This window comes from Roseiconus nitratireducens, from assembly GCF_008629675.1.
Lineage (GTDB): Bacteria > Planctomycetota > Planctomycetia > Pirellulales > Pirellulaceae > Stieleria > Stieleria nitratireducens.
On record NZ_VWOX01000031.1, the window covers coordinates 17,356 to 32,122 of the forward strand.

General features: G+C 59.6%; 7 protein-coding genes. 1 reads left to right on the forward strand and 6 read right to left on the reverse strand.

What is annotated here, in order from left to right:
- Positions 1-167: 167 nt before the first annotated feature.
- Positions 168-884, reverse strand: coding sequence for a tRNA (guanosine(46)-N7)-methyltransferase TrmB (gene trmB, locus FYK55_RS27545; RefSeq protein WP_150079835.1), 717 nt, complete (start codon positions 882-884; stop codon positions 168-170).
- 178 nt (positions 885-1,062) lie between these two features.
- Here trmB and hemE point away from each other — a divergent pair, with 178 nt between their 5' ends.
- Positions 1,063-3,012 (forward strand): uroporphyrinogen decarboxylase, encoded by a 1,950-nt coding sequence (gene hemE / locus FYK55_RS27550; protein ID WP_150079836.1) that lies wholly within the window; start codon positions 1,063-1,065, stop codon positions 3,010-3,012.
- Positions 3,013-3,189: 177 nt separating this feature from the next.
- Here hemE and FYK55_RS27555 read toward each other — a convergent pair whose 3' ends face one another.
- The 5 genes from FYK55_RS27555 to FYK55_RS29870 form a co-directional block, all read right to left on the reverse strand.
- On the reverse strand, positions 3,190-4,089 hold the full coding sequence (locus FYK55_RS27555) for an alpha/beta hydrolase (protein WP_150079837.1): 900 nt from the start codon (positions 4,087-4,089) through the stop codon (positions 3,190-3,192).
- Positions 4,090-4,152: 63 nt separating this feature from the next.
- Positions 4,153-6,771: a glutaminase family protein gene (locus FYK55_RS27560; protein ID WP_235909023.1), complete on the reverse strand. Its 2,619-nt coding sequence runs from the start codon at positions 6,769-6,771 to the stop codon at positions 4,153-4,155.
- A 315-nt stretch (positions 6,772-7,086) separates the two neighbouring features.
- On the reverse strand, positions 7,087-11,739 hold the full coding sequence (locus FYK55_RS27565) for a DUF6797 domain-containing protein (protein WP_161604794.1): 4,653 nt from the start codon (positions 11,737-11,739) through the stop codon (positions 7,087-7,089).
- A 531-nt stretch (positions 11,740-12,270) separates the two neighbouring features.
- Entirely contained in the window at positions 12,271-13,773 is a 1,503-nt protein-coding gene (locus FYK55_RS27570) for an integron integrase (protein ID WP_201743831.1), read from the reverse strand.
- 773 nt (positions 13,774-14,546) lie between these two features.
- A partial coding sequence (locus tag FYK55_RS29870; RefSeq protein WP_235909024.1) for a hypothetical protein occupies positions 14,547-14,767 on the reverse strand: 221 nt, incomplete at its 5' end.

Genomic DNA, 14,767 nt, shown 5'->3' on the forward strand with positions numbered 1-14,767 from the left:
GATGATTCAGCCGTCAGCGTAACCGGTTTTGGGCGCGGATCGATAGCCACCCGCGAGTCGGGGGGCCGAAGGGTCGCACCCACCCCGTTGAAGCGCCCGGGCGGCAGGGCAACCGGACGGCAGGCCGGCCCCTTCCCGGCTCCGTCTCGGTCGCTGATTGACCCGGCTCAACCCCGTTTTTCGTAGCGGACGCGGTAGACCGGAATCTGGTTCTTGCGACTGCGACGCTCGAAGTGGGTGCGATAATCCAAGTCGTGGGTCGCCTGCGACATTTCTTCCGGAATCGGTACCCCGAACTGGGGCGCGATTTCGGCAATCATCTCAATCGTCGACTCAAAGTAGTCCAGCACGTCGGTCCAGAAGTGGAGCCGTCCGCCTTCGCGCAGGGCACGCAAGAAATTCAGCACGCTCCGTTCATTGACGACGCGCCGCTTGCGATGCCGTTTTTTCCACCAGGGGTCGGGAAAATAGACATGCACCGCCTCCAGCGAACCGGCCGGAATCCGATCGGAGAACAACGGCTCCGCGTTGCCGGAAATCATCTTCGCGTTTTCCAGTTGGGCCTTGGCCAACCGGGCCGCCGAGTGCTTGGCGTATTTGTGAATGATCTCCACACCCAAGAAATTGTGCTCCCCGTTTCGCTTCGCTTCCCGGGTCAGGAACAGCCCCTTCCCGCTGCCCACTTCCACCTCCAATGGCCGATCGTTTCCGAACAGCGTCTGACTGGTCAGGGTGGCGGGCACGTCCGCCACAATCTCAGCCGGTGCCGGTTGACTCGGACCCCTCGCATCCGCCTGGTCGGTCCCGGGGGCCGACCGAAAGACAAGCAGATGCTGTGACAAGTCCAGCGAACGTTTGGGGGCGCGAATCGGGCTACGGGGCATCGGTGAGGGGAAGGTCGGAAAAGGAAACTGTGTGGGAGGGTGGCAGGCGATTCAATCGACAGGGGCGATTACCGCGGCGTCGGCTTGTCCGGTAATCGTAACGCTGCGATAAAGGCCTACAATGCCGCCGACCGGCTCCGCCCCACGTTTCCCCCTTATTCGTGATTCGTCCCCGACCATGACCGATGCCGCAGATTTTTCCGGACTCCACATCGCCTCGCTGGAAAGTCGGCGGGCCGACGACATGGCGCGTCTGATCGAGCGTCACGGCGGGGTCAGCCATGTCAGCCCTTCGATGCGTGAAGTGCCCATCGAGCCGAATCGCGAGGCGATCAATTTCGCCTACCGCGTGATGACGGGGGAAATCAACACCGTGATCTTCATGACTGGGGTCGGATTTCGATTTCTGATGCGTGCGGTCGAAAAGCACGTCGACACCCGCCGTTTTCTGGACGCCCTGTCGGACATCACGACCCTGTGCCGCGGACCCAAACCGGTGGCCGCGATGCGGGAGTTCGGGATCCAGCCGACCCACAAGGTGGGAGAACCAAACACTTGGCGGGAAATCCTGCAGTACATCGATTCGCATCAGGTTCCGATCGCCAATCAGGTCGTCGGACTGCAGGAGTACGGCATCTCGAACGCCTCGTTGGTGGCCGGGCTGGAGGCTCGCGGGGCCTCGGTCGCTCCCGTTCGGGTTTACGGCTGGGACCTGCCCACCGACACCGAGGCGCTGCGTGAGAATGTCACCAAATTGGCCGACGGCGAACGGGACATGCTGCTGCTGACCAGCGCCCACCAGATCGTCAACATGATGCGGATCGCCGAACAGATGGGCATCACCGATCGGCTGCGGGACGGACTGCGAACCACCGCGATCGCCTCGATCGGGCCGACGACCACCCAGATGTTGTCCGAATGCGATCTGCACGCCGACCTGGAACCGGCGCATCCGAAGATGGGGCACCTCGTCATCGAAGCGGCCAAGCGAGCCGGTGAAATCGTCACGGCCAAAAAACGTTTGAAACAATCTGCCGAATCGATCCGACAGTCCCTTTCCCATGCTGCCGCAACACAAGACCCGGCGATGAAACATCCTTCCCATGACAGCCTGTTCCTGAAAGCCTGCCGCGGCGAAGCGACCGATCGCACACCCATCTGGTTGATGCGACAGGCCGGTCGCTACATGGCCGAATACCGTGAGGTGCGCGCCAAACAATCATTCCTGGAACTTTGCAACAATCCTGCGCTGTGCAGCGAGGTGATGTGTACGGCGGTGGATCGGTTGGGCGTCGATGCGGCCATCATCTTTTCGGACTTGTTGCCTCTGCTGCAGCCGCTCGGATTCAATTTGGAATTCGTCGCCGGTGACGGCCCGGTCATTCACAATCCGATTCGCCAGCCGGAAGATTTGAAGCGACTGCGTCGCCTGGACGACCCGATGGCTCTGGACTTTGTCTACGAAACGGTTCGGCAAACGCGTGCCGACTTGCCCGAACACCTCCCGCTGATCGGATTTGCCGGATCGCCCTTCACCTTGGCCAGCTACGCGATCGAAGGTGGCGGCAGCAGGGTTTACACCCACACCAAACGTCTGATGTTTTCCGACGCCGGTGCCTGGAACGAATTGATGGCGACGCTAAGCGAGGCCATTACCGTGTACCTCAATCACCAGATCGCCGCCGGTGCCCAGTGCGTGCAACTGTTCGATAGTTGGGCCGGTTGCCTGTCGCCCCAGGAGTATCGCCAATTCGTCCTTCCCTGGATGAAACAGATCATCGCGGGGATCGTTCCGGAGGTTCCCGTCATCAATTTCGCGACCGGCAACCCGGAACTGCTGCCCCTGCTTCGCGGCGACAGCCGGACCGTGGTCGGCGTCGATTGGCGGATTCCGTTGGCCACCGCATGGGACCGCATCGGATCCGATCGCAGCGTCCAGGGAAACCTGGATCCTGCGGTACTGTTGTCCTCTCCCGACGTGATCCGTTCGCACGCCGGTGACCTGCTTGACAGTGTTGCCGGTCGCAACGGGCACATCTTCAACCTGGGGCACGGCGTCTTGAAGGAGACCCCTGTGGAGAATGCGATCGCCCTGGTCGAAGCGGTCAAAGAGCTCAGCGCTCGCTGATTTGATCGTTCGCGTTGCAAGGCAGTTGGCGGCATTCATCAAGTCAACGTAGCTACCGTCGCCAGACGGTGGCTGTCCACAACGCAAAAACTCTTACGAGCGTCGATATCGCAGAGGGACGCCGTCCAGACTTCTTCATTCTTCGGCGGTTCCACCAACCGCGTCGCCACGTCGACCTCAGCGGGTCACCGCCGGTTCCGCCAGGTGTTCCCGAACAAACTCGGACGCTCGCACGCTGACGGAATCGGAGGCGCCCGCAACGCCATGGTTGCCGCCTTCGATCACCGCCAATTCTGCCGGTACGCCGACGGCTTTCAATCGTTCCAGCAACCGCTTGGAATGTTCAATCGGAACAATGACATCGCTGTCGCCGTGCACCATCAGCACCGGCGGATCGTCCGCACTCACGTAGCTGATCGGCGAAACGCTCCGTTTTCGTTCCGGATCCATCTTTTCAGCGGGCGTGCCCGGTTCATAACCCAACAGTTGTCGGTAGGCAGGATGGTCATGCGGCAGTTCATTCAGCAAGGACCAATCCGTGGGCCCCGCAAACCCGACGGCACAGGCCACGCGAGACGATTGCCGTTTGACCGGATCGTCCGATGAAGGATCCGCCTGGTCGTCGTGCAAGGCGACCCACAGCGACAGATGCCCGCCGGCGGATCCGCCCGTCGCGCCGATCCGTTCGGGATCGATGTTCCACTGCTCGGCGTTTTCACGCACGTACTGCACGGCACGGATGCAGTCGTTCACCTGGGCCGGATGGACGGCAACGTCGGTGAAGCGATATTCCACCGCGATGACCGACATCTGACCCTGTTGCACCGCTCGCAGCAACCAGTTGGGCACATGATCCTTGCTGCCCGCACGCCAGCCGCCGCCGTGAAAGAACATCATGGCGGGTGTTGGTGTCTCGGACTTTGCCAGGTAGAGGTCCAACTTCTGCGACGGATCTTGATCGTCATACGCAACGTCACGATGCGTCGGAGCGAGGGTTTGTCCGACGGCGTTGCCATTGCCGCACAACGTGGCGAGGACGATTCCGGCAGAAAAAGCCCACGGCGTGATGTTCCACATCGGAATTCCTTTGGTGAAATGAGTTCAACTGGACCAGCAGCGTTCATCGATCGGACGCGTGCTTCATTCGGATTCACCGCTGCCCGCGTCGACGGGGACGATGGTGTCCAAGCCACAATCGATGTACTGGCCTCCACCCGTTTGGTGGCAATGGATGGCCAGCACGTTTTCGCCCTCGCGAAGTACTTCCGCGGGAATCTCAACCAACTCGTATTCGGTCGACCAACCAAACAGTTGGGCAACACGCTGGCCGTTCAAATAAACTTCCGCGGCTTCATCGTGATGAAGACGCAGCCCGACCCGTTGTTGCGGCAGCGACTGCAAAGAGAACGTTCGCCGGATCCAAATATCGCGGCCGTCCCAGCGGGTTCCAACGACGGCGCCGGGTGTGTTCGGTGTTCCGAAACCGCCGCTGCCCGACTTCCATTCGCCGGCGTCGTAGTCTGTCGCATACCAATTGCCAGCCGGCAACTCCGTCGTGTAGCTCCACGCAATGTTCGCGTCCGCGCTCGTCGGCACCAACGTCTCAACTTTGGGCGGAATCGGCATCGGTGCCCATCCGGATGCTTCGGTCCGATCAGCATTCGCGTACGAGGTCCAAACGGAGTCGTCGTAGAGCATTTTCAAGAAGACGCCGCCCACCACCGGTCTGGCGGTGAATCCACGTTTCTTGGCGGTCGAGGTAAAGTACCAATCGGTCATCGGCGACCGATCCGGCGTCTGGTTCAAGAAGCGATGAACCGGATGGACGAGGGCTGAAAAATCCTCTTGGTCTTCGGTCAAGGTTGCCGTCCACAACACCCAGTCCAGCTTCGTGTAGTCCGAACGGTTATCCAGGGGCAGACCGAATCGGTTTTGCACCTTGCGGTAGTACGCCATCTCGGTCTGGTAGACCGATTCGTCGAACAGGTTCAGGTTCAGCAGCCGATCCCACACCAGGTTGTACTTTTGGCTCCAGGTCCCGGGGCGGTCGAAGGCCAATCGGTAGTGATCCCCGTCCTTGGCGGCGGACATCCACTTGTCGGCATACTCTGCGGCGACGCGGCGGTATCGGTCCGCCTGGTCGTTCATGCCTCGCATCTCACACAGCATCGCGTACGATCCCAAACCGCAGATCGCTTTCGCACTCAGATTGACGTTGTGTGCCATGTGACCGGCAAAGTCGTCGGTGCACAGCTGGTTCTCCGGGTCAAAACCTTTTTGGCGCAGATAGTCGGCCCACTGGCTCAATTGATCCCAGTATTTGGCCGCGAAATCCGCGTTGCCCTCCATTTTCGCCAGGGCACCGAACAGGATCAGCATGTTGCCGCTTTCCTCGACCGGCATCTGGTTTTCGGCACTGCGTTCACCGCCGCCGTAGACCTGTCCATTCGCCTTGGGGTACGTGCCCAAGTCATGCGGAGCAAACGGAAACGTCCAGCGATCTGAAGCCGCGTACTCCATGAACGGAACCAACACCGATTTGGTCAACGTCGGGCCGAACAGCAGGAATTGCGGCGCCATCGGGTAAAACACGTCGGACGTGGCGATGCAGCCGTTCGAGTGGTTTTCTTTGCAAAACTGCAGCGGTTGACCGTTCGCGTCGGCAACGAACTTCCCAGCCGCAAAGCATTGCCGATAAGCCAACGCCGCGATCTCCGCGTACTCCTGGCCTCCCGCCGCTTTTAAGTCATTCATCAGCTGGTCATCGAATCGCTGGCAATCGGTTCGAATCGATGCGTAGTCTTCAACCGAGCGATCAATCAGGTCCGCGGCATCCCAGCCATCCTTCCGCCAGTACGGCCGAAGTTTGTGTTGCATGTATTCGATCGAATACAAATCGTCATACGCCAACACCAGGTACTCGGATGCGCCGTCTTGATCAACCTTTCCCAGGTCCAGTGTCACGGCGCCGACGACATCGCCCGCCTGCTGAGGCCAATCCACTGGATCGTCGTTCAACTCACCCGATTCGATGAACTGATCGCGGACGGCTTTTGGAGAACCAAATCGCAATCCGGCATCACTGGATTTGTTTGCGGCAATGTACAAATACCCCCAGTCGATTCGTAAATCGTCGCCCCGCTTGCCCAGCACTTGCTGTGATACCGTGCCGATCTTCAGCGACTTGCTTTGTTCGCTTGCGACGACTTCTCCTTCCACCGGTTGCATGGGAAGGTCCGAAGCCAGTTCGCCGCGGGCATCAAAGTAGATCTCAACTTGGTGGGTTTGATCGTCCGTTGCCTTGACGTCGTAGGTCAAGTAAGTGACCGGTCGACTGAGCATCATCAAATCGGCCGGCAGCGCGGGCGTCATGAATGTCAACGTGATCGCGACGCCGCTTCCAGAAAACTGATAGATCGTTCGCGTGGGAAGCACCTCAACGGAGGTCTGTTGCATTGCGGGCACATCATCCGGTGTGCCGCCCATCAAGCGATGGGTCTGGCCGTCGATCCGAACCAGACTGGACATCCGGTGCGGCTTGCCCGTCCAGTGCGTTGTCTCCACTTCCTGCAGCGTGTCCGCCTGTGACCAGATACTGAAGTAAGGATCGCAGGCGACCAGCGGAACGGCCGGCGGTCGGAAGTCACCGTCGGGATTGGACCCCTCCGCACCGCGACAAGGACTCGACGCCAGAATGGCGACCACGAAAGCGGAGGTCCAAAGCGACGCAGTCGATTGTTTCAAGTTAGGCATTGTCATCGAGATCATCGGGGAATCAAAAAGCCAGTCTCCGTAGCTGCCGTCGCCAGACGGCGGAAATAGTAGCCGCCGTCGCCAGACGGCGGATGCACTTCATCTATCTTTGACCGACATCACCGTAGCTGCCGTCGCCAGACGGCGGATGCAACCATCGTTCATTCGTTGGCCAACGTTCCCGTAGCTGCCGTCGCCAGACGGCGGAGTTCGCAATCCGCGCGTCCCGAATCTGCCGCCGCCGTCGACCGGACGGGTGTACCACATTCTCCGCCGGTGAAATCGACCGGAAGCAAATCCGGAAAACCGTCGCGTACCAGGTCACTCCACCACCATCACTCCGTTCATGACCATCCAGTGCCCGGGGAACGTGCACAGGTAAGGGTACCGGCCGGGACGGTTGGGGGCTCGAAAGTAAATGGTTTGCTCTTTGCCGGGACCGACGATGTCGGTGTGCACAATCACGCGATCCGTTTCGGGAACATAGTGTCGGGCGAAAGCATCCGGGCGGGCAATCAGCTGATTCGCCAACTCGCCGACCGAACGAAGCGACTCCGGTGCCGCCAGCACCCAATTGTGTGGGACGACGTCCGGATTGGAAAGCGTCAGGGCAATCGCTTCTCCAGATTTGGCCCTGAACATTTGCGTCGCGTAGGTGAGATTCTTTCCCGTCGCGATCTCGATCGGTCGCGCGCCCTTGATCTCCGCCAACCAGGGATTGTCGATCTGCAACGCGTTGGTTGCCATGTCGACCTCGATCGGGTGCGCGGCAATTGTCTTTTCGCGTGACGTGTAACCGGGAAACTCCGTCATCGGCGCATCCATTCGGTGCACGGTGATGATCAAGTCGTGTCCGTCAACGGTCCGCTGCGTCGTCGCAATCGATCCGGGTTCGTTCACACGCAGGTGCAAATGAAGTTGGTTGACCGGTTGGATCTCCGGGATTTCCAGGAATAGTGACTTCCCGCCGCCCAGGACGTGAGCGGACGCAAGACGTAGCGGGTCGTGTCCCGCGACGCCGGGGTGCGTCGTTGACAACTCTGGTGAACCGTACGCGCCGCTGTACCGGTAGTTCCAACATTGCGCAAAATGATTTGCCACGTCGGACGCGACGTCCGCGTCCAGCGGTTCGGCGAAATCGATGCGGATTCCGTTTTGGTGGACATGGAATCCGATCGGCGTTTGACATCGCTGTCCCGTGTATCGCATTCGTTGGAAACAACCATCGTCTGGCGTGTAGGTTCCCCAGCCCTTCATGCCGGACACGTACAGTTGTCCGTCACGCGGGCGGAATCGACCGCGGTGCGCACCCGAACTGAATTCGCCAGCCAGCGGCACCACCGCACCTTGCAGTTGGCCGTCCACACGATCCTGAAGCACCGAGAACACGGTGCCCATACCGAACGACAAGTGCACCAGATTGTTCGCCAGCGGACCCCAACGAGGATCATCGGCCCAAACCTGGCCGCCGCTGGAATTGTCCAACCCACGCGGCAGATATGCCAAGGGCAGCGACGGCGTTTGATGATCGACCGGACCGCGGTAACCGTAGTGGCGGAGGGGCCTGGACGATCCCGCGTCACGCCCAGAACGGGATGTCAAATCGGAACCGGTCTCTGGAACGGCGCAGATCATCGAAGCGGGGGTCCAAGTCCCTTCCGAGCACGGGACGGTCACCGTTCCGTCTGGCATCAGCCCCAAGCCGTCGGGATTTCGGAAACCCGTCGCGATCACTTCCGCATGCTGTCCGTCGGCGGAGATCCGCACCAGCCCTTGGTTTCCGGAAGCGGTGTAAAAGCGGCCTTGAGAATCACGTTGCAATCCGCAAATGAAGTCGTGCCCAGCGGCCGACGTCTCCATTGCTTTGCTGAAGCATTCGTAGAAATCCGCTTCGCCATCATCGTTCCGGTCGGATAAACACACCAACTGATCGCGACATTGCACAAAGACCTTGTCGTCGACAACCACCAGACCTTGCGGGTGATGCAGCCCCGACGCGTAGCGTCTCCAACGGGCCTCGCCGATTTGCTCGACGCCGCTGTCCAGCCCCGTGACGTGCCAGACGTCTCCTTGCATGGTGCAAACCATCGCGCTGCCATCGCTTAGGAAATCGTGACCGCTGCAAAACAGCAACGTGCTCCATGGATTCCGCTCAGGCAACTCGATCGTGTCAATTGCGTACGGACGATTTTGACCTGGAACGATCCGAGTCGCCAAAACCTGCGGCCACTGACTCGGGCTCCCTTTGACGATCGAACGCAGGGAATGCTCCGATACCGGTGCGATTTCGCGAACCAATTTGTATCCCGATTCGGAACTCGGGTCGCGTTCCACCCAGGGCGAATCCAGGTAATCGACGCCATCGATCTGGTAGGCAAACACGACACGTTTTCCGCTTCGGTAAATGCCCTGGTAACGTTGTTCGCCCGGCGGCGGTGATCCGGTTTTGGAAGGGATCATCGTTCCCGCGGCTGACAACCCGCCAAGGAACCCGTAGCGAACAGATGAAAACTCCAAGAAGTCACCCGTCCAGACAGCGTCAATCGTCAGCCGATCGACATTGAAACAGATCGACAGCTGACCCGCTTCACCCAGCTGGACACAGACCGCCCGCGGGACCGTCACACCATTTCCCCGGAACACTCCCGCTTGCATGGATCCCAGCTCGGTCTCATTCCAACGGCCGTCTTGCCACTGGTCTTCGCCCTGGTTTCCCCAGTGCCCCAATTCTCCACCGTCAAGCCCGGGGTACGCCGCGATCAGCATCGGCATCGGTGACTGACCGAGAAAGTGTTCCGCTTGCCGGGCGTAAAAATCGTACAACCGGTCACGGTTCACTCGGTGGCGGCTTGAGGGCCAAAGTTCGGGGCGGATCGGTTCGGCAAGAATCGGAAACGTCGCCGGGTGATGATGCTGGCCCTGCTCCAAAGCGGCCACGATGGATTCTGGAAGCGGCTGCCCGTCTCGCCCAAGGTCGTTTAGGAAACAGAACAAATCCAATTGTTGTTGATGCGTGATCGATTGCATCAAACCGGTCGGCATCACGGTACCGCTTTGGACTTCTGCCTCGATTTGATCTTGCTCCAATTCCACGACCCGTCCGCTTGAATGATCGCGAATCCGAACACGTTCCGAGTCGAGAGGCTCCTTGTATCCGGTCAGCACCCTGCCGTCGTCCAACAGCACCTGCCAAGACGTGTACTCCGGTTTCACCTCGCGGCCCGGCCATAAAACGGACTCCACGATCTGCTCGGGCGTGCGTTGCTTGGCCACTTGTGACAATTCTGGTCCGACGGTTCCGCCGTGGGGCCCCACTCGGTGACAGGACAAGCACCCCAGCCTTGCGTCGGCAAAGACGGCCGCTCCACGCATGGCGTCGCCCTCACGACGGGCTTCCTCGGACAGCCCTCGCACTCTGTCGGCGTCAAACGCAGGCGGCGCGTCGAGCGTTGCTGAAGCTCCATCCTCGGCCGGCGTGGGATTTCTGTTCTTTGCCGGTTCATCGGCTGCCGAGCGTTGGTCGTCAGCCAAATCCCAGAACCCCAGCGTCGCATCGTCTCGTGGGGGCGCTTCCGTCGATGCAACCGGCGATTGCTCACCGGCCGCGAGGTGGACCCACAATAGCAGCCCTTGATGTCGCAACGTCCCCTCGACAAGTCGGCCCAGGCCCAATCCACCGGGAACCGCCGGGCGATTGCCATTCCGTTCGACTGTTTGATCGGCGACCGTTTCACCATCGACGTACAGCCGGACTCGGTCGGGAAGCAGTTGCATCGCCAGCGTATGCGGTTGCCCGTCGCAAACCATGGCCCGGCTCCGAACATGATCCGGCGAATAGCCCGGAAGATAAACGGTCAAATTGCCGTTGCCTCGTTCGGTGAATAACTCCCAATGCTCACCGGAACGTTTGCTGTCGCAGGCGATCAGGATGTTGTATTCGTCTTTCCGCGCCAGAGTTGCTCGGCATTGTGCGGTCAGCGGCGGCTTGCGATACGCCACGCGGCCGGGAAGCAGGCGACCTGGATCGGCACCCTGGTTGGCCCCATCCGACGGGCTGGGGCGATCCGCCTTTGGCAAAGGTTGCGGCGTGTCGGGTTTCGGTCCGCCACTCCCCTTCTCTGAAAGTTCTTTGCGGACCCATCGCAGCCCGTCGCGGTTCTCCAGCAGTGAATCGCGGGCATCCAGCTCGTCGCGATGATCCAGAATGCCGATTGGGCCGCGGTAATCGCTTTCCAGCACGACACGGATCATCTCCAACTCTTCTGAACCCTTGCCGATCCCCAAAATCTTGGGTTGCGCTCCCGGATTCATTCCGTTCAGATTCAAACACAGCAGGTACGGCTTCATCCGTTCAAACGAAGCTTCCCAATCCTGGATGTGATCGTGTCCGTGGTGAAAGTTGTAAACGATTCCGACATGATCGAATCCGTCGGCACGCAGTCGCTCGCAGACCGCCACCAGGTTCTTCGGTTCGCCTCCCCAACCTCCGTGGTTGTACAAACCCAGTTTACAACCGACCTCGCCTGCTCTCCGTGCCACCGGTTTCAATTGCTCGGCGGCTGCGGCAACGTTGTCCGGATCGTTGGCTTTTCCCGGCGAAGGACAAGTCTGCCAGATCTGTGGGTGCAGGTCGTATTTCTTGAAAAGCTCGAACGCCTTGTCGTGGGTGCCCCAAAACGCAAAGAATTCGATGCCGTGCTTTTGATAGGCCAGAATCTCCTGCTCAAATGTCGGAACATGTTCGGCCCGCCAGTCGTAAGCGCAACGACGGATACCCAGATCACTGAGCATCTGGGCCCGCGCTTGCGGAGTGCGTTTGGCCGCATCGAACGGAACGATGCACCAGGCCACCAGGTTTTCGCGTCGCAACACATCGTCGGTTGCGAGCAGCGTGCCGGCGCGGAACGTCCCGGTCAACAACAACAAGGACGCAGCAAGGAAGACAGAACGGACGCACCGCGGAGAATTCGGCATCACAGGATCAGGTTCTGAGGCGGGAAGGGGAATAACGAGCATTGTAGCTCGCGCCCACTCCCACGCGTCACCCGCGCCTTTCGACTCTGGTGCACGCACCAAATCCAGTCGCGAACTGATGACAGCCCCCTGCCGTCGGTGCAAGCCGACGGAAACGGCGAGCGACGCTCTTGCCCTCGCTGCGCTCACCTTCCTTGGAAAGAAGGATGAACTAAAACTGCACGACCTCCAGCCGCGACGCGACGACAGCCCCCGGCCGTCGGTGTAAGCCGACGGAAATGGCGATCTCCTTTCAACACCATTTCGATCGCGGTCATGCGATGCGACGGGGCCGCAGAGCCGACCATTGCCCCGCTGGTCGGCGTCTGCGACTTGGGATTCGCTCCCCTCCCCCGTCTCCGGTGCGTTGCCCCGAAACCGCGATCCTGCACCTGGCAAAACCGCACGTTCCCGCACCGAGCTTCCGGAACGGGGCCGCAGTGCCGACCATTGCCCCCCTGGTCGGCCGCTGCGCCCTGGAGTCCACACTCCCTACCCCGTATTCCGGTACGGCACCGCAAACCATTTCTGCCACCACCGTGGCCGTGCCCCGTCGGCGGATTCAAGCAGTGGATGTCCAACACCATTGTCGCCGGCAGATTGCAACTCGGATTCCGGCGCGGACGGCCCCGAGTCCAGTTGCTCATTCGATCCGGGCGCCGTCGGCTTCGGTTTCATTGCACTCGCCATTCGATCCAACGGGCTGACCACCGCGACGTCGTCGCGGTTGACCACGTGCGTGTAAATCATCGTGGTGGCAACGTCCTTGTGGCCCAACAATTCTTGGATCATTCGGATGTCCGTCCCCTCGTGCAGCAGGTGGGTGGCGAAAGAATGACGGAACGTGTGCGATGTGACCGCCTTGGGAACTTTGGCCCTTTCGACAGCGCGTCGCAGATGGTTGGGAAATGTATCACGATGCAGGTGATGGCGATGCATCTCGTGAGTTCGAGGGTCCTTTGAAAGGCGATGCGACGCGAAGACGAATTGCCATCGCCACTCGCTCGGTGCGTTTGGGTACTTCTTGGCAAGCGAATATGGCAACCAAACCGACGCCACTCCGTCGGCCACATCCTGTTCGTGTAAAGCGCGACGTGAGTTCAACGTTCGCTTCAGTGGCTCGACCAAGTCTTCGGGCAGCGGCACAATTCGACTCTTACTCCCCTTGGATTGATGGATCTCAATCAGCTGGTTGTCAAAGTCGATGTCTTTGACTCGCAAACGCAACGCTTCGCTGATTCTCAGCCCGCACCCGTACAGCAGCTTGGCAATGATCAGTGCCGTCCCGTCCAGGTGCAGAAAGACCCGCCGGATTTCGTCGGCAGACATGACCGTCGGGATCTGTTTCCCCTTGGATGCCCGCAGCGCCTGAATGCGACCGATATCGCGCTTGAAAACGTGCTCAAACAAAAACAGCAACGCGTGGAAGGCCTGGTTCTGAGTCGACGGTGCGACATTGCCATCGACCGCCAGGTCCGTCAGGTAAGATTCGACGTCGGGGCCGCCGACGTTGGCGAAATCCGCCGAGCACTTCAGGCCTCGGGCGCGCATGAAAGCCTTGACCTTGCCGACGTAAGCTTTTTCGGTCGAGTACTTCTTTCCGTGGAATCGAAGCTTGCGACGCAATTGTTGGATCACGTCAGCTTCTCGAGGATTGATTTTGCCGACGATGTCCTCGATCGTTTCGGCACCCTCGTCCTGGGCGCGTTCCCAGGCGGCAATCTCGCCCAACTTCTGATGAATCGGAATCAAATCTGTGCTGGATAGATTTTGCACCGATTGTCGAAACACGATCAGCCCCTGAACCATGCTTTGGCGTTTCCATGCGGGCACGCCGCGGTCGCGTTGATCTTTAGAAAACGCGATCACGTCACCAGCCGAGAATCTCCAGTCCACGTCTTGGCGTCGATGGTGGAACGTCGCGAGCTGTTTGAACCAGATACGCGCCCATTTCAAGTCGCGCTCGTGTTTGCCAGCGCGTTGAAAAAATGCCATCGTGTGCCCCTCCCGAAAAGTCGACGGTACCAGACGAAACAAACGCGGGATCGCATCCTGAAATGCAGCTCCCATCCTTTGTTGTCACAACAAAGCGTACCCGTTCGCTTATCCGGACCGCCTCCCTGGCGGCGGCGGACGGTCAAACCGTCCACAGAAAAGAAAGTGACGCCTGGCGAAGGCGATGTCCACCCCCCGGCAGAAAAAAAGCCATAATATTTTCAAAGTTGCATCGGCATTTTAATTCCGTTCATCGTGGCAACGCATGCTGTTGCGCCACGGAACCAATCCAGCCATCATGTCCGAACGTTTGAACGCAACCAGTCACAGAGCGATGGTAAGCCAAGCGACAACCCGTTGGTGAACAGGAACTTCGGATGACGTTTGGATTTCGTAGCTGCCGTCGCCAGACGGCGGGAATCAATGCTCGGGCAAGCGCTTGAGCGAGCACAGCGTCACGTTGTTAGCCAAACCATCATTCCTCATCGTTGTCTTATCGCCGCTCGTGATCTATCGATGCCGCCGACGAGCTGTCGGCCTCCTTCGGTTCCGCCATCGACAAGCCGAAGCGATTCTCAGTCTCATATCACTTCCCTGACACCGCAGGGATGTTGCTTGCTGCAGCGCAGGCCGAAACGAAATCTCTGCCGGTGCGAATCGAAGGCAGGGCCAAACTCCGTGCCCTCGGCGTTCTCTGTGGCAAACACTTCAGTATTCTCAGCGTCGAGATCAGAAGACGGACCGACTCCACATCAGTGTCGATCGAATGTCCGTCAGATTGAACGCGAGGAAAGGCCAAGATGGTGTCGAATGATGGCAAATGTTGACCTGGCCAGAGCAACCAGCGAGAATAGCAGGCACAAGAAACAAGGATCGGCGAGAACAGGGGCGTTGACCGGCAAGAACAGCCGACGGCTTCCCAGGGTACCGAAGGTGATTTCAGCGAGAACACCCACCCCGGCCCCAATCACCCGCCGCGTCCGGTGATAAATAA